Annotated in this window: 24 protein-coding genes, 1 tRNA gene and 1 pseudogene; 5 read left to right on the top strand and 21 right to left on the bottom strand. The window is 42.7% G+C overall.

The window, feature by feature from the left end; translation table 11 throughout:
• Nucleotides 1-283 precede the first annotated feature (283 nt).
• Nucleotides 284-360: transfer RNA gene (locus tag HHA42_RS04960), tRNA-Arg, on the top strand.
• Between the two features lie 91 nt (nucleotides 361-451).
• Here the strand turns inward: HHA42_RS04960 and HHA42_RS04965 are convergent.
• Nucleotides 452-1,750: an SRPBCC family protein gene (locus tag HHA42_RS04965; RefSeq protein ID WP_168418760.1), complete on the bottom strand. Its 1,299-nt coding sequence runs from the start codon at nucleotides 1,748-1,750 to the stop codon at nucleotides 452-454.
• Nucleotides 1,751-1,907: 157 nt separating this feature from the next.
• On the opposite strand from HHA42_RS04965, the gene HHA42_RS04970 reads away from it, so the two are divergent.
• Together HHA42_RS04970 and HHA42_RS04975 are read left to right on the top strand one after the other, a co-directional pair.
• Nucleotides 1,908-2,405, top strand: coding sequence for a YcxB family protein (locus tag HHA42_RS04970; protein ID WP_168418759.1), 498 nt, complete (start codon nucleotides 1,908-1,910; stop codon nucleotides 2,403-2,405).
• Between the two features lie 39 nt (nucleotides 2,406-2,444).
• On the top strand, nucleotides 2,445-3,083 hold the full coding sequence (locus HHA42_RS04975; RefSeq protein ID WP_168525601.1) for a fumarylacetoacetate hydrolase family protein: 639 nt from the start codon (nucleotides 2,445-2,447) through the stop codon (nucleotides 3,081-3,083).
• Nucleotides 3,084-3,161: 78 nt separating this feature from the next.
• Here HHA42_RS04975 and msrA read toward each other — a convergent pair whose 3' ends face one another.
• The 7 genes from msrA to lgt form a co-directional block, all read right to left on the bottom strand.
• Entirely contained in the window at nucleotides 3,162-3,683 is a 522-nt protein-coding gene (gene msrA, locus HHA42_RS04980) for a peptide-methionine (S)-S-oxide reductase MsrA (protein ID WP_168525603.1), read from the bottom strand.
• A 66-nt stretch (nucleotides 3,684-3,749) separates the two neighbouring features.
• Nucleotides 3,750-4,214, bottom strand: coding sequence for an META domain-containing protein (locus HHA42_RS04985; RefSeq protein WP_168525605.1), 465 nt, complete (start codon nucleotides 4,212-4,214; stop codon nucleotides 3,750-3,752).
• Nucleotides 4,215-4,367: 153 nt separating this feature from the next.
• Entirely contained in the window at nucleotides 4,368-5,423 is a 1,056-nt protein-coding gene (locus tag HHA42_RS04990) for a DUF4105 domain-containing protein (protein ID WP_168525607.1), read from the bottom strand.
• Between the two features lie 69 nt (nucleotides 5,424-5,492).
• Nucleotides 5,493-6,005: a dihydrofolate reductase gene (locus HHA42_RS04995; RefSeq protein ID WP_168418754.1), complete on the bottom strand. Its 513-nt coding sequence runs from the start codon at nucleotides 6,003-6,005 to the stop codon at nucleotides 5,493-5,495.
• Between the two features lie 84 nt (nucleotides 6,006-6,089).
• Nucleotides 6,090-6,932 carry a thymidylate synthase gene (gene thyA / locus HHA42_RS05000; RefSeq protein WP_168525609.1) on the bottom strand — a complete coding sequence of 281 codons (843 nt, stop codon included), beginning with the start codon at nucleotides 6,930-6,932 and terminating at the stop codon, nucleotides 6,090-6,092.
• 100 nt (nucleotides 6,933-7,032) lie between these two features.
• The gene (locus tag HHA42_RS05005) at nucleotides 7,033-7,416 is read right to left on the bottom strand and encodes an AzlD domain-containing protein (RefSeq protein ID WP_168417882.1); all 384 of its coding nucleotides are present in this window, start codon (nucleotides 7,414-7,416) and stop codon (nucleotides 7,033-7,035) included.
• 108 nt (nucleotides 7,417-7,524) lie between these two features.
• A complete protein-coding gene (gene lgt, locus HHA42_RS05010; RefSeq protein ID WP_168459987.1) occupies nucleotides 7,525-8,334 on the bottom strand; it encodes a prolipoprotein diacylglyceryl transferase in 810 nt (269 codons plus the stop codon).
• A 94-nt stretch (nucleotides 8,335-8,428) separates the two neighbouring features.
• On the opposite strand from lgt, the gene HHA42_RS05015 reads away from it, so the two are divergent.
• Entirely contained in the window at nucleotides 8,429-9,211 is a 783-nt protein-coding gene (locus HHA42_RS05015) for an NRDE family protein (protein ID WP_168417926.1), read from the top strand.
• 58 nt (nucleotides 9,212-9,269) lie between these two features.
• On the opposite strand, the gene HHA42_RS05020 is transcribed toward HHA42_RS05015, so the two are convergent.
• The 5 genes and pseudogenes from HHA42_RS05020 to rdgB form a co-directional block, all read right to left on the bottom strand.
• Entirely contained in the window at nucleotides 9,270-11,516 is a 2,247-nt protein-coding gene (locus tag HHA42_RS05020; RefSeq protein WP_168417884.1) for a PhoX family phosphatase, read from the bottom strand.
• A gap of 181 nt (nucleotides 11,517-11,697) precedes the next feature.
• Nucleotides 11,698-12,483 carry a twin-arginine translocase subunit TatC gene (gene tatC / locus HHA42_RS05025; protein WP_168417885.1) on the bottom strand — a complete coding sequence of 262 codons (786 nt, stop codon included), beginning with the start codon at nucleotides 12,481-12,483 and terminating at the stop codon, nucleotides 11,698-11,700.
• A gap of 194 nt (nucleotides 12,484-12,677) precedes the next feature.
• Nucleotides 12,678-12,941: pseudogene (tatB, locus tag HHA42_RS13620) on the bottom strand (Sec-independent protein translocase protein TatB); the annotation flags it as partial.
• Nucleotides 12,942-12,959: 18 nt separating this feature from the next.
• Nucleotides 12,960-13,184, bottom strand: a complete 225-nt coding sequence (tatA, locus tag HHA42_RS05035; protein ID WP_104852566.1) for a Sec-independent protein translocase subunit TatA — start codon at nucleotides 13,182-13,184, stop codon at nucleotides 12,960-12,962.
• Between the two features lie 185 nt (nucleotides 13,185-13,369).
• The gene (gene rdgB, locus HHA42_RS05040) at nucleotides 13,370-13,996 is read right to left on the bottom strand and encodes an RdgB/HAM1 family non-canonical purine NTP pyrophosphatase (RefSeq protein ID WP_168417886.1); all 627 of its coding nucleotides are present in this window, start codon (nucleotides 13,994-13,996) and stop codon (nucleotides 13,370-13,372) included.
• Nucleotides 13,997-14,125: 129 nt separating this feature from the next.
• On the opposite strand from rdgB, the gene HHA42_RS05045 reads away from it, so the two are divergent.
• Nucleotides 14,126-14,371 carry a cytoplasmic protein gene (locus HHA42_RS05045; RefSeq protein ID WP_252726299.1) on the top strand — a complete coding sequence of 82 codons (246 nt, stop codon included), beginning with the start codon at nucleotides 14,126-14,128 and terminating at the stop codon, nucleotides 14,369-14,371.
• Nucleotides 14,372-14,421: 50 nt separating this feature from the next.
• Here HHA42_RS05045 and HHA42_RS05050 read toward each other — a convergent pair whose 3' ends face one another.
• From HHA42_RS05050 to HHA42_RS05085, 8 genes are all read right to left on the bottom strand, one after another.
• Nucleotides 14,422-15,009, bottom strand: a complete 588-nt coding sequence (locus tag HHA42_RS05050) for a tetratricopeptide repeat protein (protein WP_104852563.1) — start codon at nucleotides 15,007-15,009, stop codon at nucleotides 14,422-14,424.
• Nucleotides 15,006-15,599 (bottom strand): methionine biosynthesis protein MetW, encoded by a 594-nt coding sequence (gene metW / locus HHA42_RS05055; protein WP_104852562.1) that lies wholly within the window; start codon nucleotides 15,597-15,599, stop codon nucleotides 15,006-15,008. The genes HHA42_RS05050 and metW overlap by 4 nt, the downstream gene beginning before the upstream one ends.
• Nucleotides 15,599-16,759, bottom strand: a complete 1,161-nt coding sequence (locus HHA42_RS05060) for a homoserine O-acetyltransferase (RefSeq protein WP_168525613.1) — start codon at nucleotides 16,757-16,759, stop codon at nucleotides 15,599-15,601. The genes metW and HHA42_RS05060 overlap by 1 nt, the downstream gene beginning before the upstream one ends.
• Before the next feature lie 93 nt (nucleotides 16,760-16,852).
• Entirely contained in the window at nucleotides 16,853-18,550 is a 1,698-nt protein-coding gene (leuA, locus tag HHA42_RS05065) for a 2-isopropylmalate synthase (RefSeq protein WP_168525615.1), read from the bottom strand.
• A gap of 235 nt (nucleotides 18,551-18,785) precedes the next feature.
• Complete coding sequence (locus tag HHA42_RS05070) at nucleotides 18,786-19,886, bottom strand: alpha-hydroxy acid oxidase (protein WP_168525617.1); 1,101 nt, start codon at nucleotides 19,884-19,886, stop codon at nucleotides 18,786-18,788.
• Nucleotides 19,883-20,566, bottom strand: coding sequence for a Fe2+-dependent dioxygenase (locus HHA42_RS05075; protein WP_168525619.1), 684 nt, complete (start codon nucleotides 20,564-20,566; stop codon nucleotides 19,883-19,885). The genes HHA42_RS05070 and HHA42_RS05075 overlap by 4 nt, the downstream gene beginning before the upstream one ends.
• Nucleotides 20,567-20,725: 159 nt before the next feature.
• A complete protein-coding gene (locus HHA42_RS05080) occupies nucleotides 20,726-22,960 on the bottom strand; it encodes a catecholate siderophore receptor Fiu (RefSeq protein WP_168525621.1) in 2,235 nt (744 codons plus the stop codon).
• 293 nt (nucleotides 22,961-23,253) lie between these two features.
• The gene (locus HHA42_RS05085) at nucleotides 23,254-25,458 is read right to left on the bottom strand and encodes a TonB-dependent receptor (RefSeq protein ID WP_168525624.1); all 2,205 of its coding nucleotides are present in this window, start codon (nucleotides 25,456-25,458) and stop codon (nucleotides 23,254-23,256) included.
• Nucleotides 25,459-25,611: the final 153 nt, after the last annotated feature.

The raw sequence follows: 25,611 nt of genomic DNA on the forward strand, positions 1-25,611 counted from the left end.
TAGCTCAGCTGGATAGAGCACTTGGCTACGAACTAAGGGGTCGGGAGTTCGAATCTCTCTGAGCGCACCAACTTGAACAATCAACCGCTTTATTGCGGTTTTTTTGTGCCTGAAATTTGGTGAATATTGGTATATGCATTTACCCGAAGCCAAGCCAGTACAATAGTTGTTTTACGGTAAAATTCTTTTGATTCGTCCAATATCTGTGCATTTGATTGCAAAATGATGAATTAATACTTAACAGCCAGAAAAAAACACGTATAATGCACCCCATCAAGTCGTCGCGCTCATAGCTCAGCTGGATAGAGCACTTGGCTACGAACTAAGGGGTCGGGAGTTCGAATCTCTCTGAGCGCACCAACTTGAAATAAAAAACCGCACTTTTGATGCGGTTTTTTTGTGTCTGAAATTTTTAAACTTTTCTATAAAAATGAATCTTTCTGTTTACTTATTATCTTAATTTTTGCTGTACTTTCAAAGCATATACGGTATTGCCACCTAATGCGGGTAAAACGTCATGATAGGGCATACTGCGCATGGCGCGTAATAAAAACGGTGCCTGATCATGAATCTTCATACTGCTGGTAATATGAAATAAGGTGCCATCTGACTGGGGGAGTAAGCGCATGCTACCTTTTACTAACTTTAAGTCACCGCCATTGGCACTGAAGTGGTTTTGCAGCGCATCAGGTTGGTAAAAACGCATTTTGAAATTAAACGGAATTTGAATGACCCCTAAACCTACCGAGACTTTATAGTTGGCATCTATGTTTTGGGGATTGACTGGATGTAGCTCGACTTTTTTGATCTGCCGAGGAAAAAGTTGCTGGGTCGCTTCAGCCATTAACCACGGTTGTAATTTTTCAACTGGATTTGGAAAATATTGATAGGTACTGCTGAATCTTAAATTCTCTGACGCTGCTCCATCTTTTACCTGATGATTCGGCAATAAAAAGCTGACAGGTTGACCTGATTTTTGACTGAGTTGAGCAATTTTCTGTAGCTGTTGAGCATTGAATTTCATCTGCGGAACTTGGGTTGCCAGTGCTGTAGCATGTTTATTTTTAAAACGTTGTTGCAGTGCTTCTAGCAGAAAGGCATTGGTGCTCGGAGGAATGCCAAGTTTGGCCTCAGGTAATGCATTCAGAATTTTGCTGAATAAAAAGCCTTTAGGTTGATTCAGGTCACCCCATTGCGTGACTGTCACCAGCGTTTTATGTGGGCCTAGTGCAAACCATTCCAACTTTCCAGCACCATAAGGAATTGGAGCATCAATAATCAAGCTGCTGATACTGTTGTTAGCTTGGTGATGCTGCATTACCACACTTTCTTTAAAATTCAGGACTGGAATTGGGGTAGGGATATGAATTTGATATTTAACTTGCTGGATCGAACCTTGTTGCTCCAGTACCTTGGCCGATTTTAATGTCGGAAATAGCCCCACATAATTGGGATAATGTTGCAATAATTTTTCGACTTGCGCTTCAGCCACAGGTAGCACGACAGCAGCACTGTAATATTGGGCCTTGCTGGCCGCATTATTGTTTAAAGTGGGGAGTTGGGTGTAACGTGTCGGATGGGCATAAATCAAAATCCGCTCGCCAGTCAGCTCTGCCAGTTGCTGAGCATTGCCTGAATAAGCACTGAGACTACTTGGGACTTCGGCATTCCAGGGAATAATCTTGGCCAGTGCTGTAGCAGATGTTCCTAAAAGTACACCAATGAGCATACATTGCTTTAATTTTTTCATTCAACATCCTGTTGCGTATTTTTTGTTTTAATTGCTGTTTATTTAAAACCAAATACACTCATTTCCAAAGCAAAGTTATGTAATTGATGCCACAGCTCATAAGGTGGGCGATATTTTGGTATAGTATTGGGCAAGATTTTATTTTTAATGTGATGCTATGACTGAGTCAGCACCAACTTTATCGACCCGTTATTTTCTGACTTTAGAAGAATCTCAAGATGGGTTTGCGCTTGCCACTTTTGGTAAAAAACAATTTACCCGATTTATTACCCCATTTATTAGTGTGGCGATTATCGCTTGGGGCTTTTATTTAGGTTTAGATGGTGTAGGTCGTTACTACATTGCACTTGGTGCTTTCTTTTTGCTGTTGCAAATTTTAATGCGCTACTGGTTTTTACCGATGATGTTTAAGCGTCAGTTTGTGAAATACCAATTTGGTAAAAGCGAGCAAGGTATTGATTTATTTCAGGACTATGCCGAACTGTATGCCAATGGCCGTAAACAAGTATTTCATTATAACGAAGTGCAAAATTTTGCTGTGGGTAAACTGACCTATATGCTGGAATTAAAAAACCGTACTGTGGTGATTGTACCGAAACGTGCATTTAATCAGGCCGCAGAGCAAACCATGTTTGAAAATACTTTTAAAAAGTAAGTTTTAATTTTTCCTATTTGTAAATATCAGAGGATGACCATGAGTACACGTCCATCTAAAATTGTCTGTGTCGGTCGCAGTTATGCAGACCATGCCAAAGAATTAGGTAATGCCGTACCTGATCGTCCTGTGTTATTTATTAAGCCGCCAAGCAGTTTACGCAGTTTAAATGATGGCATTTCTTGGAATAAAGTCTGGGGCAATTGCCATTATGAATGTGAACTGAGTTTACGTATTGATCAGCCATTAAATGCAGAAACAGACCCTGCCAAAGTGCTTGATGCTGTTGGTGCAGTGACTTTGGGCTTGGATTTAACCTTGCGTGAATTGCAGGATGAACTCAAGAAAAAAGGACAGCCATGGGAACGTGCTAAAGCCTTTGATGGTTCTTGTGTGTTGGCAGATTGGGTGGATGTATCAGAAATTCAGGACTGGAAAAACGTGCATTATCGTTTAGACATTAATGATGAGTTACGTCAGCAAGGCAACACAAGTTTATTGATTTTTGATATTGCTACGTTGTTGGCCGATATTAGCCAAGTGTTTAGTTTGGAGCCTGGAGATGTGGTGATGACAGGCACACCTGCGGGAGTGGCGGCATTACAGTCGGGTGATCAGTTAAAGATGAGCTTAGAGGGGCAAACGCAGGCATTTGTCTGGACGACTTTTGTGAAATAAAGTGTACGCTATAGCGGTGATGGCTTGAGCAATGACCATCACCGTGTAGAACTATTTAAATCTGATTAAATCTGACTTTTATTTTCTGAGTAAATGCTGAAATTTACTGTGTAATTTATTCAGTTTGGGTGGAATTGAAAAATTACAGTAGCCCTGATTCGGGTTTTTAGCAAAAAAATTCTGATGATAATCTTCTGCAGGGTAGAACATAGGTGCTGCACTGAGTTCTGTCACAACATTTAAACCTTCTGCTTGCAAAGCTGCAATCATGTCGGCTGCCGCCTGTTGCTGCGCTGCATCTAAATAGTAAATTACAGAGCGGTATTGCGTGCCGACATCATTCCCTTGACGGTTTAATGTGGTTGGGTCGTGTGTCGCAAAAAATACGTCCAGTAATTGTGAATAGCTGATCTGCTGTTCATCAAAATCAATCAAAATGACTTCGGCATGTCCGCTGTCGCCACGGCAAATATCTTCATAGCTTGGGTTTAAGGTGTGTCCACCCGCATAGCCACTGGTGACCTTCTCTACACCTTGCAGTTGTAAAAACACGGCTTCAACACACCAAAAACATCCGCCACCAAACAATGCTTGTTGCATGATTTTGTCCTTATATTTTATGAATGAATCGTGTGAAACCCGTTGATTTATCAACGGGCTTAAGCCTTAACGGGCAGCAGTTGCTGTGGCAAACTGAATCAGTAAATTTCCATGAAGATCTAGCAATTTCAGGGTTTTGCCATAAACCTGATAATGCGTCACTTTATTTAGCGCTTCATGGAATTTTTGATCCAGATTATTGTTGTTTAAACAAGCCATTCGTGTAGTTGCCAACTGACCGAGTTGTAAGGTGTCACGTCCTGCGACATAGCTACCACTTAAACGATTACAGCTATCTGAACCCGTAACGCTTTGTGTTGCTGCATCAAATTGTAACTGTGGTAAATTCTGAGTTGCTGTGCTGCTGAGCATGGTGTTGCCCAATTGTGTTGCAGTCCAAGTGCGCTGAGCTAAGTTGGCCTGATTGATTGCCGTGATTTGGCTGGCGCTAGTTTGGGTTGGCATATTTTCACATCCAGAGAAGAGTATGACTGAAGCAAATATTGCGATACCAAAAGATTTTTTGAACATGGGATGCTCACTTATTTTTAGGAAATTGTTGCTATCTAAACAAATTATGCATGATTGCTCTAGTTGAATTTGTAGCTTTGCTGCAATTTTGTTGAGGATACTTGGCGTTTTATGGTTGTGCTGATGTTAGCAGAACCAAATGACCAAAATAGGTCAAGGCATTACTTTGGTTTGATAGGTCGGGTAGTGATAGGTGGTTGCCTGCTTTGGCACAGCATCAAGCTGTACACCTTCGCGAATCAGACTGGAAAAGTCCTGACTGTGGATATCTTTTAAGTTTTCCACATGTGGATTAATATGCGCCTGTTGATACCAAGTTGGCATATCCCAGCGATGATCTAATGCCTGTAAGTCGTACAGATAATTAGGTAAATAGCCCGAAGCAAACAGACGGTAGTCGGCAGGGAAGCGCTTTTGGGATACGGCCTGAATCATATCAAACAACAGTGTGGTGCAATTACTGGTCAAAGTGTTGTACCAACGTGGCTTAGCTGCCAAAGCATCGGCTTTACGCAGATATTCCTGAAACAAAGCCTGCGCTTCTTGAGGGTTCATCTGAATTGGGAAAAAGTAAACTTGCTCACCCCGAATATTACTGCGGGTGTAGATAATATCTTTTTCATCGGCAGCGACTAGACTCAGTTCATATTGTCGAAAAAAGCCACCAATTGCAGAAAACTCTTCGTGTTTTTCTTTACGAATTTCAATGGAAAAAGTCAGAGGTGCTTGATTTTCAAAGTCGAAGCTGACAAGGGTGTGGGCAATTTTAGGTCCCATCCAATATGAAGTGATAATATTCACCCCAGTAATCTGTTTGAGATTAAATTGGCGGGTTTCCCAGTGTTCGGTATAGCTGCCATCGGCATGCCAGTCAAAATTACGGACATTGTGCAGCGTGACCTGATCTTGTACTTGTTCATAATGCAGCATACGTGCGACTTCAGGGTTCCAGTCACGGTCTTGCTTGGCATCCATCCCAAAATACCAGAACAGCCCCAAAGCAAAACCCAATAGATAAACCAGAATATCTTGATTGCGGCTCAGCAAATGTTGAGTGATATAAATGCCCAAAATGCTGAGCGTAAAAGCCAGCCAAGTTCCAATCAGCACACGGGTCATCAGCCAACCCAAAGGCTGATGAATCCATAAGGCCATACTCAGCCAAATAGAAGAAAGAATGACACCTAAACTGAAGATGAAATGCAGCATCCGCCATTCCTGAGACAAGTTAAATTCCGTTTAAGTCATCATAATCAAAGATTGCCAAGGCTGTCAGCATTATTTTTGGTAGCGGGCAAACTCAAAGGCAATGCCTGATTTTTCATCGACATGCTGTTCAGAGGCTACTTTTTTAAACTCGGCTGGAATGGCCGGATAATACGCATCACCCTGAACATCTAGTTCAATATGAGTCAGTTCTAGACGGTCAGCGATTGGCATGGTTTGGCTAAAAATTTCACCACCGCCAATAATAAATAGCGTATTTGGCTTTTCTGAGACTTGCACATCGGCAACGGCTTGCTGCAACGCATCTTCAATACTGTTTGCCACTTTTGTGCCTTCAAAAGCCCAGTTTGGGTCACGGGTGATCACCCAATTAACACGTTTAGGTAGAGTGCGTCCCATCGACTCCAAGGTTTTACGCCCCATAACTACCACACCACCTTGGGTGATTTCTTTGAAGTGTTTGAGGTCTGCCGAAATATGCCACGGCAATTGGTTGCCCTGACCAATGCAGCGCTGTTGATCCATCGCCACCACGTGTACAACTTCTAAATTTTGAAATGACATAAATTTGGCTCGTATTTTCTGGGTCTGCAATGCGTCTTTTCGGACGTGAAAGCAGGGCTTTTTTAATGTTGAATGAACAGTTGATTAGACGGCTACGGGTGCTTTAATTGCAGCGTGTGATTCATAGCCTACAATTTCAATATCTTCAAATTTAAAATCGAAAATATCTTTAACTTCAGGATTCAATTTTAACTGACATAAAGCCATTGGCTCACGACTGAGCTGTAACTGTGCCTGTTCAAAGTGGTTGGTATATAAATGGGTATCGCCACCTGTCCAGACAAAATCTCCCACTTCTAAATCACAGACTTGTGCAATCATGTGGGTCAGCAAAGCATAGCTGGCAATATTAAAGGGTACACCTAAAAAAACATCGGCACTTCGTTGATACAACTGACATGAAAGTTTGCCGTTGTGTACAAAAAACTGGAACAGGGTATGACAAGGAGGTAACGCCACTTGTCCTGCTTCTTGCGGGTTCCAGCCCGATACGATCAAACGACGTGAATTTGGATTGGTTTTAATTTCATTGATTAACCATGCAATTTGGTCAAAACCATCTTGCTCATACAAACCATTAGCTTTTTGTGTGGCACCAAAGTTACGCCATTGATGTCCGTACACAGGGCCAAGTTCACCTTCAGGACGACCAAAGCGTGCAGTTTGTTCTGCAGTAGACCATTCATCCCAAATGCTGACTTTATGTTCTTGTAGGTATTTGACGTTGGTATCACCTTTTAAAAACCATAACAATTCAATCACGATAGAACGGAAATGCACTTTTTTGGTGGTGAGCAGGGGAAAGCCTTGCGCTAGGTCAAATCGCATTTGATGCCCAAACACTGAACGCGTGCCAGTTCCAGTACGGTCGCCTTTATCGCCACCATGGTCAAGAATATGTTGGAGTAGGTCTAAATACTGGCGCATAGCGTTCTCTGGTCAAGCAAAAGTGAATATTTTGTGGGCTGGGCCATTCTAGGCTCAATAAATCAGAAAGAATAATAGCAGAGTTTTTAAAGTTGTGACTTTATTGTGTGTCGGAAGCTTGATGTTGATGCAGCAAAGACAACGGTGAAAACAGACAAATGGCCAAAGCGGTAAAGCCAATGCCTTGTGCACCTGAAATTAAGATTTCGCCATGTTGGATTTGCATAAAAATCAATGCGAGTAACAAAGCCAGTGGAATCCAAGTCAAAACACGTGCAATCCAGCCTGTTGGATGGTGCTGAGTAAAATGAATTTTACAGTAACGGCAAATCAGGAAAACAAGACCTGCTGCCAGAAACATTAAAATTGCATCGAATTGGAGTGGTTGTAGGGTGTATAGGCCTGCGGTAACTAGGGCAATGATAATCAGCAGGGCAATTTTCTTTAGCACTGTAACCTGAGGGTTAAACCAAAATTCCAGCATTTGAGTTCTTCAATTGTGTTCAATGAGCATTCAGAATTTGCACTGTAGCATAAAAAAAGGCGAAGATTGACTTCGCCTGAATAGATCAAATACGCAGTGCAGGGCTGCTTAGCTGTTCTTCTGCGGTCCCCAATCATAAATTTTCTTTTGATAGGCATACCACATCATCCACATGCCCACCAAAATCATTGGTAAGCTCAGGAATTGACCTTTACTCATCCATGCAATAAAGAGCTGACCGTGATCTGGCTCTCGGAAAAACTCGACTACAAAGCGTGCTAAGCCATAACCTATTAGGAATAGGGCAGAGACTGCCATACGTGGACGCGGTTTGGCGCTGAACCACCACAGCAGAATAAACAGCAGCAGCCCTTCAAATAGCGCCTGATACACCTGCGATGGATGCCGTACCAGCTGCAATGGATCGGTCGGGAAAATCATGCCCAGTGCAAAGTTTGGATCACTGACCGGACGGCCATATAACTCGCCACCAATAAAGTTGCCGATACGTCCAAACATGAGCCCGGTCGGGACACAGGGTGCAATAAAGTCCAGGGTTTGGAACCAGGTCATCTGGTATTTTTTACACCAGAACAGCATAGCCAGCATGACCCCAAGGAAGCCACCATGGAAACTCATGCCCCCGGTCCAGACCTGAAACAGCCACACCGGATTGGCCAGAAACTGCTCAAAGCCATAAAAGAACACATAACCGACGCGGCCGCCAATGACCACACCCAGCGCGCCGTAAAAGATCAGATCCGAAACCATGTCCGGTGTCCAGCCACGCTGCTTGGCGCGATAGGTGGCCAGACCCCAGGCAAATAAAAAGGCCAGTAAATACATTAGTCCATACCAGTGGACTTGTAAGGGACCCAGCGATATCGCCACCGGATCAATATTTGGATAGGTCAGCATTCCTGTTCCTTGTCATTCTGTTTTGCACAGATTTTAGCTGAATAAGATGAAAAATGTTGTACATTCAATGTGTAAAGATAGCGAGCAGGAAATTATGTGTATTGTGGCCTTTGCCTGGCAGGTTCTGGATGAGCTGCCTTTATGTTTAATTTCAAACCGTGATGAGTTTTATCAGCGTCCGACTGCGGCGTTGCATGCCTGGGAAAATAGCCCGATTTATGCCGGACAGGACTTGCAGTCGGGTGGCACCTGGATGGGCGTGACCGCCAGAGGCCGCTGGGCCATTGTTACCAATTTTCGTAATGGACAGGATCAGCACAATTATCCGACCTCACGCGGCCATCTGATTCAGGATTTTCTGGAATCTGAATTAAGTCCAATTCGCTTTGCACAAGCATTGGAGCCGCGCCAGTGCGATTATGCCGGCTTTAATTTATTTGTCGGCGACCGGGAACAGGCGGTGTATATGTGCAACCGAGGGGAGGCGCCGCAAGTGCTGGCCAAAGGGGTATATGTAGTGTCCAATGGCTTAATGGGCGAGCACTGGGAAAAAACTGGCCATTTGCGTAAACGCTTTACCCAGGAATTTTTACCGATGTTACAGCAAGCCCAGATGCCAGAAGCAGATCTGCAGCATGCTGCCTGGGATATTCTGGAAGATGAACGCAAGGTGATTGCAGATTTATTGCCAGAAACCGGCATTTCTGTCGAGCTGGAAGAGTTATTGTCGTCGACCTTTATTCAGAGTCCGGCGTATGGTACACGCTGTTCCAATATTTTAAGATTAAATGCTCAGCAATGGCACTGGTTAGAGAAAAGCCAGCAGGGTGAAACCGCCGGGCAGATCGTGGAGCTGAATATTCCACTACAGAAATAAAAAATACCGGCATCAAGCCGGTATTTTTTAAGTATAAGGATGCTTAAGCGAAAGTGTTTTATGCTTGCTCTAGTGCCTCACCTGCAATCGGACCACCGTCTTTACGGGTGATGACTACAGTAGCTGAACGAGGAACTTTACCTAACGCACTGTAGCGGGTACTTTGGTTTGCTGGCCAAGCACCACCTGGATGCTGAACATTGACAAAGATCGCTTTATAGTCAGGTGTAATGGTTACCCCGGTAATTTCACAGCCAGATGGACCAACCAGGAAGCGGCGGACACGGTCATTAGATAGCTGTGCGCCCACAATTGTTTCTTGACCACCTGCTTTGGTACTTGCTGCAATCGCGGTACCGCCATCACCGACTGAACCTGGAAGTGCTGCAAGCATCATACAGTTGGTTTCATCTGTATATTGACCATCATCGGTTTGAATCCAAAGGATACCACGTGGGTCAAACCACATACCATCCGGGCTAGAGAAGTCGTTCATATCGTCTAGACCAGACAGGTTGATGTTTGACTCAGCGCGTGCTTCAGCACCAAATAAGAAGATATCCCATTTAAATGTTGTAGCAGCTACCGTGTCGCCTTCTTCACGGAAGCGAATAATATGGCCATTCATGTTGCCGGAACTACTTGCGCTTGTGCCCTTGAAGTCAATATAGCTACGTGGGTTAGCGGCATCAGTTGGATACGAACGACCACGGCTGCTGTTATTGGTTAAGGTGACATAAACTTCGCCATTTTCCGGGTTCACTGCAACCCATTCTGGGCGGTCCATTTTGGTTGCACCCACGTGGTCTGCAGCAAGACGGGCATGAACAACGACATCATCCTGACCGGAGAAAGGATAGATTGCATTCGCAGAGGTGAGGCCATTCTGGTTATGCGACAGTTCTAACCATTCACCGGTACCATCATCATTGAACTTGGCAACATATAATGTACCGTTATTCATATATTTGTCGCCTGCAGCATAGCCGCCGTTGACATCTTTAGGGTCCCACACTGCATCTGATACGAACTTATAGATATATTCACCTGTCGCATCATCACCCATATAGAACGCTAATGGCTGACCAGGGATCGGGTTACTACAACGACAATCTTCATGTGCAAAACGGCCGAGTGCAGTACGTTTTACTGGACGTTCAGTTGCGCTAAACGGGTCAATTTCAACAATAAAGCCACAAGTGTTCATGACATTACGGTAGTCTGCTAGCGCGTTTTCACCTTTAACTGAAATATCCCAACGATCATACAGATCTTTGTCACGAGTTAACTCGGCAACTGGAGTGTTCCATAAATATTGCGAAGAACGGGCATTAGCACCACCACGACCATAACGTGATAAGGCAATTTCTTCTTTTGCAATGGCACGTGTGTCATTGGCTTGACGAGCGAAATAACCGCTCCAGTTTTCTTCTGCAGTCAGATATGTCCCCCAAGGTGTATAACCGTTACCGCAGTTTGCAAATGTACCACGTGTTAAAGTACCGTCTTGAGAGAATCGGGTTTTAACCAGATCAGAACCGCGCGCTGGACCACGGATTTCCATTTCAGTTGCGGCAGTAATACGACGGTTAAATTCAGAATTTAAATTAATTTTAACGTCTTGGGTATTTTCATCTTTGCTAATTTCAACAACAGATACACCGTGAGCATTTACTTCACGTAAAACCTGATCTTCAGGGCGGATGCCATCTACTGAAATCGTGCCCACAGGGGTATGTAACTGAGATTGCTGCAGATACTCATGGTTTAATACCAGCAAGCCTTGTTTTGATTCTTTGGCAGCATAGTTTTTGTTGGTTGGATGCATACCGAAGAAGCTCATACCATCATGGTTATCACCGGCACGGAATTGATAAGATGCACCTGATGGTAGTTCAGCATCGGTTTTTTCTGGATAAGTAGGGTTAATTGGATCGCCTACTGCATATAACACTTTTAGCTGGTAGCCTGCAGGAACACTGAAGAAGTTCGCTGTATTTTTTCTCACAGGTTCAAAGGTTAATTTATTCGGGCGGGCGTTCAGATCGCTCCACTCATGCTGGTCAGGAGAGGTTGTGTCTGGAGGAGTAGTTGGATTTTCACCTGAATTAGCAGAATCATTATCATCATCTGAACAGCCGCTCACGCTTGCTGCAAATGCTAATGCCATTGCCCCACTTGTAGTTTTTGCAATAAAACCACGACGATTCATATGTTGATCAAGAATCGTTTGAAAATGCGTATTATTTGAAGTGTTACTATCTTCGGTCAGATCCTGACACGGAATCATTTCATCGTTGTTCATTTAAAAGTCCTAGCTTTTCTTTAATGGCTTGGTTGCTGCTTAAAAGCTAGAAATAAACTACCCGCTGAATATGACAGTACCTTGAAGAAAATATTTCAAAAAAGTTAAATAAGAACAATGGTTTACTAAAATAAAAAAGAGCAGCCGGAGCTGCTCTTTTTTTAATCGGGTTTGTAAAAACTTATTCTGCAGTCAGCCGACGCTTCTCAATCAGCTTGCCAGCAAATAAGCCCAATTCGAATAACATCCACATTGGAATGGCCAGCATAATCATCGACAGCGCATCCGGTGGGGTAACAAACATCGAAACAAAGAAACAGCCGACAATAATAAAGCGACGTTTTTCGACCAGCTGCTGGGTACTAACCACACCAATTAAAATCAGCAATAGGGTAATAATCGGAATTTCAAAGGTAAATCCGAACACCAAAAATAGCTTCAAACAAAAGGTCAGATAGCTATTAATATCCGTCATCGGGGCAACCGTTTCCGGCGACACACTGATGAAAAAATGCAAAATTGACGGCAGTGCAACAAAATAGGCAAAACTGATGCCGATATAAAACAGACAAATACTGCCAATCAACAAAGGTAAGGCCAAACTTTTTTCTTTCTCATATAGTGCAGGTTTTACGAATGCCCAAAGCTGATACAAAATAAATGGCATCGCTATCAGCAGCGCCACAAAAAAGTTCAGTTTAAATGGCGCCATAAAGGTTGCCGTGACATCGGTTGCAATCATGGTCGATGTATGTGGCAATTGCGCACGTAAGGGCTCTGATAAGACCTGATAGGTTTTATTGGCAAATGGCAATAAACAAAAGAATAAGGCAATAATTAACCCGACAATTTTAAAAAGATGCTTACGCAGCACCATCAGGTGCTTGGTAATTGGCATTTCTTCTAATGCAGGTTGCTCAGACTTCACCGCTAAATGAGGAAGCTGAGTAGAATTGGGCTGACTCATACCGCGACCTTCATTTCAGTATATATTGTATTTTGAATGGGGGAGATAGATGCTGATGCAGTCCGTACTGGCGCTTTAGGGATGCGTACCATGCACTGTTTTTCTGTATTTTCAACAGGTTGATAAAACTGCTGTTGTAAGTTGTTTAAAGATGCCTGTTTTGAGTCTGTCGATGATTTTGCATCATCAAAGATTTTTTCATTTTTCATTTCAGACATCTGAGCCTGCATTTTTGCTTCAAGCTCTTGAATACGTGCCATTTCTTGCTGCATTTGTTCACGTAATTCAGATAAACGCAATTCACGGTCGATGTCGTTTTGAACATTGCTGACCATACGTTTTACTTTGCCATACCACTTTCCAACAAAACGCGCAGCTTCTGGAAGTTTCTCAGGACCCAGCACCAATAATGCAATGATGCCGAAAATCAGCAGTTCTGTCATTCCAATATTGAGCATAATCTCAAACCCTCAGCCTTAGTGTTTTACTGTCGAATTGACATCACTGCTATTGGCCTGATGTTCGATGGTACGCGGTTCTTTGAGTTGAGCTGTTTCAGCTTCATCGTCTTTAATTGATTTTTTAAAATCTTTGACTGCACCACCGACATCTTTACCCAAATTTTTCAGTTTAGATGTACCAAATAATAAAATGACCACAATTGCAAAAATCAGCACGTGCCAAATAGATAATCCTGCCATGATTTAGACCTCTCAATAGTTGAGCCTATCTCAACAGGTCTGTATGACAATGCGGTGACGAATGTGTTGCGATTTAAAGACAGGGGATTAAAGAATATAAATGGGAAAAAAAGAAACAGCCTGTACATGACCGCAGGCTGTTGTATTTGAATAATTAAAATTTGACTTAACTGATGTTCATGCAATTAAGCTTGTAGACTATCTTTAAACTGTTGCATGGCCTGACCACGATGGCTGATTTTATTTTTTTCTGCTTTTGACATCTCAGCACTCGACACACCTAATTCAGGTAACCAAAACAGTGGGTCATAGCCAAAACCATTTTCACCACGGGTTTCTGCTAAAATTTCCCCTTTCCAAATCCCCTGAAATATTTTAGGGAGTGGGTCATCGGCATGTTCAACCAAGGCTAAAACACAGACAAACATGCCTTCAATGGCTTCACCATCTTGACGTAGTGGTTTGAGTTTATTGAGCAGTTTTTCATTGTTGGCAGTATCATTACCATGTTCGCCTGCAAAACGTGCAGAATAAATGCCTGGTGCACCACCTAGAATTGGCACACATAAACCTGAATCATCGGCAATGGCTGGCTTGCCTGAAATTTTTGCGGCATGGCGAGCTTTTAAAATGGCATTTTCGACAAAGCTCAAACCATCTTCCACCGCATCTTCAATATTGAGCTGACCTTGCGGAATCACCTGTACAGGTAAATCGAGCTGTGCAAACAAGGTTTCAAATTCTGCAATTTTGCCTTTGTTATTGCTTGCTAAAACCAAAGTTCCTTGAGCGCGCCAATCAGTTGCAGTCATAATTTAGATCTAAATTGAAAACAATAGGGCATATTTTAACGGATTTTTCAGATTTAAAAGGTTAATCTTGCATAGATTTATTTTCATACATGCTAATAATATTTAGGTTGCAAAAAGTAGGGAATCATGATGAGCAAAATTTCAGAACTATATCGTGATTCAAGTCAGCATCGCGCATTACTCCAGCAAAGTGAGCATTGCGGTTGCTTTTATTGTCTTGAAATTTTTGATTATAATGAAATTGAACATTGGTGTGATGACGAGCAAACCGCAATTTGCCCGCATTGTGGTATAGACACCGTATTGGGTTCTGCATCGGTAGAAGCATTAACCCCTGAACTGTTACAGGCCATGCATCAGGCTTATTTTGAATAAAATATAAAAGCACCCGAAGGTGCTTTTAATGAAATTAAACGCAGTTAAATTTATTGCGCTTGAATCCACTTGTCGGCACGGTCACGTGCTTGACGAATTTGTTCTTGAGTCAAGTTGGCTGCCAATGCAGTTTTCTTACCTTCAGACAAAGAAATCACTTTGTTATCGAGCATGCCATCACGGGTAGATAATTCATACCACTGATATGCGCCCATATAGTTTTTCTTTTGTTCTTCCATCATGGCAAGGTTAAAGCTTGCGCGGTTGTCGCCACGGCTGGCTGCTTTTTCAAAATATTGACGCGCCAAGACTTCGTCTTTTTTCGTGCCAATGCCATCTGCCAACATACGGCCTACATTCAATTGTGCTGCAGATAAACCTTGATCTGCCGCAGCTTTGTACCAAGCAAACGCTTGACGGCTGTCTTGCTGTACGTCTTTACCTTGTTGATATTTAGTCGCTAAGTAAAATTGTGCGCCTGCCTGACCTGCTTTGGCTGCTTTCGTCAAGCCGTTAATATCCATCACAGAATATTGTGCTGCTTGGCTTGCTACAGAAGATGGTGGAACATAATCTGCATGGGCTTGAATGCTCAACAGTCCAACCAATAGCGTGGTGCTTAATAATAGTTTTTTCATAGAGCGCTCACTCGATAAATTGCGACTTCACCAAACAAATTAGGCAGATGCTTACTGAGTAAACTATCTTGTTGATTCCCATTTACGGCAAGTCGGTTAATGATGCGAATATTATTTTCGGCACAAAGTGCCTCAAAATCACGAAACGTACATAAATGAATATTTGGGGTGTTGTACCACATATAAGGTAATGCGTCTGAAACAGGCATTTTTCCTTTTAAGGCGAGAAAAGAGCGAGTCTTCCAATGCGCAAAGTTTGGAAAGGTAATAATTGCCTGTTTAGCCACACGCACCATATCTCTTAATAATACGTCAGGTGCATCTACTGCTTGCAAGGCTTGTGCCATGACCACATAGTCAAAAGACTGGTCGGCAAAGCGGCTAAGCCCCAAATTCAAGTCTTGTTGGATGATATTTAACCCGCGACTGATCGCAATTGCAATCTTTTCTTGATCAATTTCTAATCCGTATGCACGAATATTATGCTGTTTGCTCATGTGTGCCAACAGTTCACCATCGCCACAACCCAAATCGAGTACTTTAGAATTGGGTTTAATCCACTTTTCGGCAAGTTGCTGATCAAGACGCATTACACGGCCTCCTGTGGGGTTGCTTGAAGATGTTCTGTTCCACCCAAGAATGCACGCATGGCTTTCACGTATAGTGGAATTGGGAACAAGAACGAATCGTGTCCTTGTTCGGCATCAATATCTAAATAGCTGACAGGCTTATGATTGCTAATTAAGGCATCCACAATTTCCTGCGAACGCTCAGGGCTAAAACGCCAGTCGGTGGTAAAAGACACCACTAAAAACTTGCATTTTGTGTTCGCCATGGCTTTTTGTAAGGATTGTTCGTATTCACGTGCAGGATCAAAATAATCCAGTGCCTTAGTCATAATTAAATAGGTATTGGCATCAAAATTACGGCTAAATTGTTCGCCCTGATAGCGTAAATAGCTTTCGACCTGAAACTCGACATCAAAGCCATACATAAACTTGCCAGATTTTAAGTCACGACCAAATTTCTGTTTCATGGCTTCTTCAGACAAATAAGTGATGTGTCCAACCATGCGCGCCAAAATCAATCCACGTTTTGGATAGCTGTCATGTTCCAAATAACGCCCATGATGAAAATCTGGGTCAGATAAAATCGACTGACGCGCGACTTCGTTAAAAGCAATATTTTGTGCGGAGAGTTTTGGTGCACTGGCAATAATGACGCATTTTTTCAGACGATCAGGATAATCAACCGACCATTGCAAAGCCTGCATGCCACCTAAAGAGCCGCCAATAATTGAATACCAAACCTCAATGCCTAAACGGTCAGACAGCATGGCTTGGGTTTTGACCCAATCTCGCACAGTGACCAATGGAAAATCTGGGCCATAAGGGCGATTGTCATTTTCAGGGTTTGGCGATGTTGGACCAGTCGAGCCGTTGCATCCGCCAATATTGTTTAAGGCCACCACAAAAAAGTGGTTGGTATCAATGGCTTTTCCCGGGCCAATACAGGCATCCCACCAGCCTGCTTTTTTATCGTCGGCATGATGATAACCTGCAGCATGATGATGTCCTGACAACGCATGACAGATCAGAATTGCATTGGATTTTTCGGCATTAAGCGTGCCGTAGGTTTCGACCATCAGTTCGAAGCGGGGTAGAACACGGCCACATTCGAGCTCTAGGGGTTCTTCAAATTGGAATTTTTTTGGAACAACAATGCCTACTGAGTCAGCTGGAAAAGACACGGGAATAATTCGCCTTAAATCCTGAGGATGAATAAACAAAAGGATACCACTTGGGGTATCCTTTTCAAAATGCTTTTATGTGTTTGCAGCGCTTTAAACTGCAGCAGCAACCACTTGATCCGTGCTTAAAACACCTTGCTCAATCAAGCGATTTGTACAAGCAATGATCGCATCAATTGATGAAGTCACAATGTTGTCGTGTACCCCTGCACCAAAGGCAGATTTACCTGTGCCTTTCACTTGCAATTCAATTAAAGCCAACGCTTTTGCATGTGCGCCCGAGCTAATGCTGCGCTCTTCATAGTTCAAGACATCAATTGGCAATTGCAATGCATTCAAAATTGCTGAAATTGGACCATTGCCTTCGCCGCGTAAGCGTTGCATTTCGCCGTTTACCACAACATCTAGTTCAATGACTTGATTGCCATTTTCATCAGACAATTTGTAGTTTTGCGTTGCATATTGCGCATCTTTTACCGCAACGTAAGTTTCTTTAAACAAGTTCCAGATTTCGCTTGCGCTAATTTCTGTACCTTGTTCATCGGTACGTTGTTGCACAATTTGCGAGAATTCGATTTGTAAACGACGCGGCAAAGTCACGTTGTAGTTCGATTCTAACAAGTAAGCAATACCGCCTTTACCCGATTGTGAGTTGACACGAATCACTGCGTCATAGTCACGACCTAAATCTTTCGGGTCAATTGGTAAGTAAGGCATATCCCAAATTTCTTCGTTTTTCTGGAACTCAAAACCTTTCTTAATTGCATCTTGGTGTGAACCAGAGAATGCAGTAAAGACTAAGTCACCTGCGTACGGATGACGAGGGTGTACTGGCAAGCCTGTGCATTCTTCAACTGTTGCAATAATTTCGTTGATGTTTGAGAAATCCAACTCTGGTGCAACACCTTGGGTGTACATGTTCAACGCAATCGCAGCAACGTCTACGTTACCTGTGCGCTCACCGTTACCAAATACACAACCTTCTACACGGTCTGCACCCGCCATGATGGCCAATTCAGAAGCGGCAATACCACAACCACGGTCATTGTGACAGTGTACTGAAATGATCACGCCATCACGACGCTCAATATTACGGTGCATCCATTCAACTTGGTCTGCATACACGTTTGGTGTAGACACTTCCACTGTTGCAGGCAAGTTTAAAATCACTTTATTGGTTGGCGATGCTTCCCAAATTTCAGTTACCGCATCACATACATCTTTAGCCACTTCTAATTCAGTTGCAGTAAAACATTCTGGGCTGTACTGGAATACCCACTCAGTTTCAGGTTGCTTCGCTGCATATTCTTTTACTTTGGTTGCAGCGTTAATGGCCAATTGTTTGGCACCCGCAACATCTACATTTAAGACTTTTTGGCGGAAGGTAGGCGAGTTGGCATTATAAATATGCACAATTGCACGTTTCGCACCTTGTAAAGATTCAAAAGTACGTGCAATTAAATGGTCACGTGCTTGTACCAATACTTCAATATACACGTCATCTGGAATATGACCTTCTTCAATCAATTTACGCGTGAAATCGAAGTCAACTTGAGATGCCGATGGGAAACCAATTTCGATATGTTTAAAACCAATTTTCACAAGCATTTGGAACATTTTGAATTTTTGTTCAATGTTCATTGGCTCAAAGATCGCTTGGTTGCCGTCACGTAGGTCGGTACTCATCCAGACTGGCGCTTTGGTAATTTCGTTATTTGGCCATTGGCGGTCTGGTAAGTCGACACGCTGGTACATACGACGGTATTTTTTACTTGGATCTGCCAACATCATGTGAAAACTCCTTGAATAGTAGCGGTTGCATCGGTCGTGGATAACGGCAACTTACTATAAATATAGATTGTGTCTATTCTATCAATTTACAAGTTGTTTTCAGGAGACTATCGCTAAAAGTCGAATCATGGCACTTGTAAACCAATATCTGTATGTTAATCGATCTGCAAGGGTAATAATTCCCTGTTTTTTACAAATATAGCCATAGCTGTGAAAATTTTTTCTGCTATTTGTTTTATTTCTGATAAATATAACTGTCGTTAATCTGTTCGATGCAGCTTGTTCCCATGAGTGCCATGCTCACTTCAAATTCTTCTTTTAAGAGCTTGATGCTATGTGCTGCCCCTAGTGCACCTGCAACTGCCAATCCATAAATATATGGCCGTCCAATTAATACTGCATTTGCCCCTAAGGCCAATGCCTTAAAAATATCTGTGCCACGACGGATACCACTGTCCAATAGAATAGGGAAATCGTGCGGTAAAATTTTTCGCATCGTGCTTAAAACTTGAATTGGACTGACAACGGTATCTAAAACTCGACCACCATGATTAGACACAATAATCCCTTGTACGCCGTATTGATGCGCCTGTTGTGCATCGGCAGGGTGTAAAATACCTTTGAGTAAAATAGGGAGCGGGCTGCGTTGTACCAGCCAAGCAATATCTTCCCATGTGGCGGCTTGCTGCATTAAGCCATCAAATAGAGCATGCTGATTGTCTTTGAGGGTTGCTGTACTCACAGGATGATGATGCACTGCCTGAATATGTGCGGGTAACTGAAAGTAAGCGCGACGTTCCCGATCTCGAATACCCATGTGGGGAGCATCTACAGTCAGAACAATGGCTTGATAGGCATAATGTTGCGCTTGAAAAATCAAATCCAAAGCGGCTTTACGACTGCCTTGCCAATACAGTTGAAACCATTTTGGCGCAGATGAAACCTGATCAAGCGTTGCCACTGAGGTGGTGCTTAAATGACTGAGAATCATGGGCGCTTGCATAGCGGAAGCTGCTTGTGCTGTGGCAATTTCCCCCTGCGGATGAAATAGCTGTTGATAAGCCACGGGGGCTAAAAAAATCGGGTGGGGATAGTGTTCGCCTAAAAGTTGAATCTGCGTATTGGCATCTTTAAAAGAATTTAAGTGACGTGGTAATAATTGAATATTGGCAAAAGCAGTTCGGTTATTATTTAGACTGTATTCATCGCCCGCAGCGCCTTCTAAATTGGCCCATGTGGCTGCATCCAAGTGTAGTTTCGCCTGTTTTTGATAGTCGGCAATCGTTTGTAAATGTGGGGGAATATGGTTTAAGGCTGCCAATGGTGCGGTATTCATAATTGACTCCATTGACGAATCAGATTGTGATAGTGCGCAGTCAGGGACAATACTTCTGCGGTATCACCAAGTTGTTGACGTAATTGCAGAATGGTCATGTCTAAATTGAACAACATACTGCGCTGCCAGTCATCTTTCACCATACTTTGACACCAAGTAAATGCCGCAATTCTTTGGCCTACTGTTACTGGTTCAACCCGATGTAAACTGGTCGCAGGATACACAATCGCATCGCCCGCACTGAGTTTAACTTCATGACTTCCATAGTTGTCTTCAATAATCAGTTCACCACCCTGATATTCTTCGGGTTCACTTAAAAATAAAGTCATAGAAACATCAGTACGAATCGGACGTTGTGCCTGCGCACAATATTGCACCGCACTATCGACATGATTGCCATAAGTTCCTGTGTTTTGATAACAATTGAACATTGGCTGAAGAATATGCAGCGGCAAGGCAAATGACTGCAATAAAGCCTGTTGTTTGAGAGCGCTAAGTATTTCTTGCGCCAGTACTGCATAACTCGGATGTTTGGGATCAAACTGCAAATTTTGTTTAATTTTTTGTGCTTGCGCGCCTGCGCTGAATTGGCCATTTTGCCAAGCCGATGCACTGTCTAACTCAGCCCGAATTTGCTGGACTTGCACTTTACTGAGTACGTTAGGAATGTGAAGCATCATATTGATTCTTCCTGTGAAAGTTATAATTCAAAAAATTGAATACTCGACATTATGGTTCAGTAGTAAAAGTTCGAGCGATCTGTGCTATGAAAGCGACTCATCGCCCGAACCAATCTATATAGTCTCTTTTGAGCTACGCTATAGATTTATTGCAATTACTTAGAACTTGTAATTCAAGCTAAGCGTTGCCGAGCGTGGCTGTCCAAGAACCACACGACCACCACCATTGTTAAGGGTGCTGATATATTCTTTATCGGCAAGGTTGTAGAGGTTCAGATTTAGTGAAGCGTGTTTGTTAAAGTTGTAGCCTACCAAAGCATCAAAGACGACATAGCCTGGGATATTCGGCATGTTGGCAGGTGCGGTACTGTCAGTGACTACACGTTTTTGTTCATCAACATAACGAGCGCCTAAACCAAATTTAAAGCCTGCCCAGTCGTAGGTTGACCATAAGCTTGCAGTCCATTCAGGTGACCAGCGTTCAGATAGTGTTGTGCTACTCGATGAACGTTGATTCAGTTGTTTAACTTTCATGTGGGCAACGCCTGCAGAAATATTCCAGGCATCGGTAATTTGCCCCACAGCACTTAGCTCAACACCATCGACACGTTTTTTACCTTCCTGCACGGCTAGCTGGGAAATCGGATCAATGGTCGATTGATTTTCATTTTCTGTACGATACGCAGCAGCAGCCATAGCAAGTTTGCCTTGCAATAACTCCCATTTGCTGCCTACTTCATAATGATGGGTTTCTTGAGGCTGCGCATTAATGGCATCATTGCCTGATTCAGACAGCGTGAAGTTGGCACTGCCTGGCGGAGTCAGTGATTTTGCGTAAGATGCATAAACACTGCTATTTAAAGTAGGTTTATACACACCGCCAAGTTTCCAGCTTAACAATGTGTCGTGCGTACTGAGGTCTTTGGCCACCAAAGCATTTCCCCCACGTGGCAGAGTAAGCCCTTGATAATCGGTTTCATAATAATCGACCCGTACGCCACCATTCAGTTGAAAACGCTCCCCAAATTTTAGAGTATCAAATAAATATGCGGCTGCCGTTTGGGTTTCACCATCGGTATAACCACCATTGTAAATTAGTGGTGGCATGGCTTGATTGCGGTCAGGTCGATAAAGATTAGCCCAAGGTGTATTGACGGTCGCTTCACCTGGCAATTGTGTGGCCAACAGTTTGCTGGATTGCTGTTCTTTTAAAAACTCCATACCTGCAACAACATCATGTTCAACAGCGCCAGTTTGTAGATCGAAATTTAAAGTGGTTTGGTTAGCCAGAATCTTATTTTCCTGATCTACGCCTTGGCGGGAGCGATTCACTTCCCATTGTGCTGGGTCAGATGAACCATTGGCTCTTAAACCACTAGAACCAGTATTGATCCCTGTCAGCACCCGATTCATCTGCGTTTTGCCTACACGGGTGGTGTTGGTCAGTTTGAGCCGATCCGTTAAATCACTTTCAATTTTTGCCGTAAACATATCTGCATCGACATCTTCATAGTCATTGACATGACCATAAAAGTTTTCCCGATTGACTTTAGGTGCAGTCGCTAACAGCGAGTCTGAGTTATAAAAGCCCTTCATGCCGATTGTTGGAATACCACTATCTGGAATGTTCCGCTGTCTGATGTGTTGAGAATACAAATATAAACGAGTGGCCGTGTTTAATCCGAAAGCAAGAGAAGGAGCGATGGCATAACTGTTATTTTCGATATAGTCACGTCCTTCCACACCACCTTCTTGCCCCATCACGTTCAGGCGAAACGCCGTATTGGGGTTGATGACTTGGTTAATGTCTGCAGAGAGTCGGGCATGTTCTGCGGTGTTATAGCTGGCAGAAATTTCCTGACTGTTTTCACTTTGCGGTAATTTACTCACCAAATTGATATAACCCGAAGCCGCACCACGACCTGCTTCTGAACCTGATGGGCCTTTGACCACTTCAATTTGATCAAGGTTAAAGACATCACGGCTGATAGCACCTAAATCTCGAATACCATCGACATAAGTAGAGGTTTGGGTAGAAAAACCTCGCATTTGAAAGGCATCGCCTGCGCTGGTATTACCATTTTCACCAAGTTGCAGGGTAATGCCTGGAGTGTTGCGTAAGGCTTCAACCAACGAGGTTGCACCTTGCTCCTGCAAGATTTCTTTTTTAATCACAGAAATTGTTTGTGGGGTATCTAACAACGGCTGAGTGTATTTTGCGGAACTTAAGTTATCTGCCTTGTATTTGCTTTCGGCTTCCGATTTAACTGTAATGGTGGGTAAGTGGGTGACGTCATCTTCAGGGCTTGCGGCATGTGCAAGTAGTGGAAGAGAGGCGGCTAAAGCCATCAGTTGCGCAGAGCGATTGTGTTTGCGGCTTTTGATCTGTGCCATTTATGGTATTTCCCTAAATGTAAACCAACAGGAGACCACGCTTTATTCAGCGTTTTTAGTTCAAAATGAATAAAGTGTGAAGTTGTTGTTATGACGTCTATAACAATTGATGCCAATTGTATTGAGAATCATTATCAACAACAATGTACAGGTTGGTGCTTTTCTTTAATTCTTATTTGAAAATAATAATCATTATCAGTATTTTTATTTAATAAAACGATGTGAACGTGAAAGGCTTGGGAGTAAAGACAGAAAACCCTGCCGAAGCAGGGTTTAAAAAAGAAATTTAAGGCTTAGAAGTCATAAGAAACAGAGAGCCAGTAATTGCGACCTGCTAAATATGTGCCCGAAACAGCTGAACCAATGTCTAAGTATTTATAGGCAGTTGCAGTTTGAGTTTTACCTTTGTTGACATAGGTATAGCTCTGATTATCTTTGGTGAAGTCCTTATCTAATAGGTTATTCACTGCCATATTGAAACGAAGATTATCTGTTACTGTATAGCTTGCACCTAAGTTAAATACGTTATAGCCACCAAATTTATCGCCCATGATTTTGTATTCTTCAAAATCGCTAGTTTGTGGTGTTGTTGGTAATTGTTTGAAGCGCAAACGGGCTGACTTGTATTCGTGTTGTAACCACACATCAACGTTCGGATTAATGTGCCAAGTCGAGGTCAGGTTAAAGGCATTGCGAGGATTGTTGTTATAGTACAGTCCTTCATCCTTACCATCTGTAATTTCACTTTTGGTGTAAGTATAGGCCGCTTTAATATCCCATTCAGGAATAATGCTGTACTGTAAAGACGTCTCAGCACCATAGATTTTGGCTTCGTTGGCATTTACACTTCTAGAGCAATCATCTACAGGGCAAATCGCTAAATTAGAGATGTCTTGGGAAACAATCGCATCTTCAATTTGGCTGTAAAAGCCTGTGGCGGTAAAATTAAGCTGATCATTAGGCTGTAAATTAAAACCAAGTTCGTAATTGGTCGATGTTTCTGGTTTTAAAGCAGCGTTACCAAATACATAGGTCGAACCCTGACCACTCATATTGATTAAACCATCGTAGAGTGCCTTAGGCGAAGGTGCTTTATAACCTGTGCTGACACCACCCTTAATGGTTAAAATATCATTGGTGTTCCAGACTAAATAAGCACGTGGACTAAACTCGCCACCAAAACCAGAGTGGTCTTCATAGCGTGTACCAAACGTGAAGGTCAAATTGTCGAGTAAGCTCCACTCATCTTCGGCATAGATTGCCCAAGAGTCTTTCTCAAATTCATCTTTGCCGCTTTTATGTTGAGCAATATTGTCACGAATGGTGAGCTTTTTATATTCTGCACCGACTGTAACTTTGTGCGCACCAAAGGTCGAAATCAGATGGCTATCTGCAACCAGATCGGTATTTTCTAAAGTACGGTCACTGCCAATTAGAGGGTTTAAAGCCTTGATTTCATCTTCTTCAAATGCGGCAGTTGGTAAAGTACGACCTTTGGTTTCAGTCTCTGAATGGCTAACATAGCTTTTCCAAATCCCAAAATCGTAATCACCTTCATGTCCCAACGAAATTTGAGTACGGTTAAATTCCAATTCATCTGTATAACCACTTGCGGAAGGAAGTTTAGTTTTATCTTTTAAAGTAATATTCGTTGTCCAATCCAAAGTCCCTAAACGGTTATCTTCATTTTTATATTGTTGGCTAGAATGAAAACTATCAATCCAAAATGAATTTTGATCATCCAGTTTAAAGTCGAGTTTAGCACCAACATCGTAATTGTCTGCTGTACTTGGGCGTGGGTCACGACCTGTTGAGCCCTGAATGCGTTCTGAACGCTGACGGTCTAAATAGCTACCACGTAGTTGTAAGCCTAAACGTTCATTGATCAGTGGGCCATTGACAACAAAATTGGTTTTCCATGAATCTGCTTCGGCATTACTTTCCATCACATTACCGCTGACAGTGACATTTCCATTCCATTCATCAGAGACTTTTTTGGTAATGATATTGATCACACCGCCCATTGCCTCTGAACCATAGCGTGTTGCCATAGGGCCGCGAATCACTTCAATGCGTTCAATTGAGGCAAGAGGGGGTAAATAGCCACTCGCAGTTTCACCAAAACCATTCGGGGTTACATCCGAAGATGTGGTTTGGCGACGTCCATCAATCAGAATCAGGGTGTATTCTTGGCCCATGCCGCGTAAACCGATATTCAGGTTTGAGGTTTTACCTACACCGTTACGAATATCAACGCCGGGAACATCTGCTAATAAATCAGCAATACTGGTTGCATTTTTTTTCTCAATATCTTCTTTACTGACTACACTTATAGATGCGGGTGCATTTTTTAGCTCTTGTTCAAAACCTGCCGCTGAAACCACAATTGTGGAAAGTTGGTGGGTTGAAGTCGCATCGGTAGAGGTATTTGCGAAAACAGCAGTAGAGGTTGCCCCAAGTAATGCAAGACACAGCGGGTGTAGGTTGAACTTAGTCATAAAATTATATCTCTAATATGAATCAATGATCCTAATTCAGACCTATATGGTAATTAGAATCATTCATGAAGGAGTTGGCTAATAATAATGATAAGGATTCTTATTTACAACAAGAAATATACACAAAGTTGAAAATTTACAGAAAATAGCGTG

The sequence above is a fragment of the Acinetobacter sp. A3 genome, from assembly GCF_012371415.1.
In the GTDB taxonomy this organism is placed as follows: domain Bacteria; phylum Pseudomonadota; class Gammaproteobacteria; order Pseudomonadales; family Moraxellaceae; genus Acinetobacter.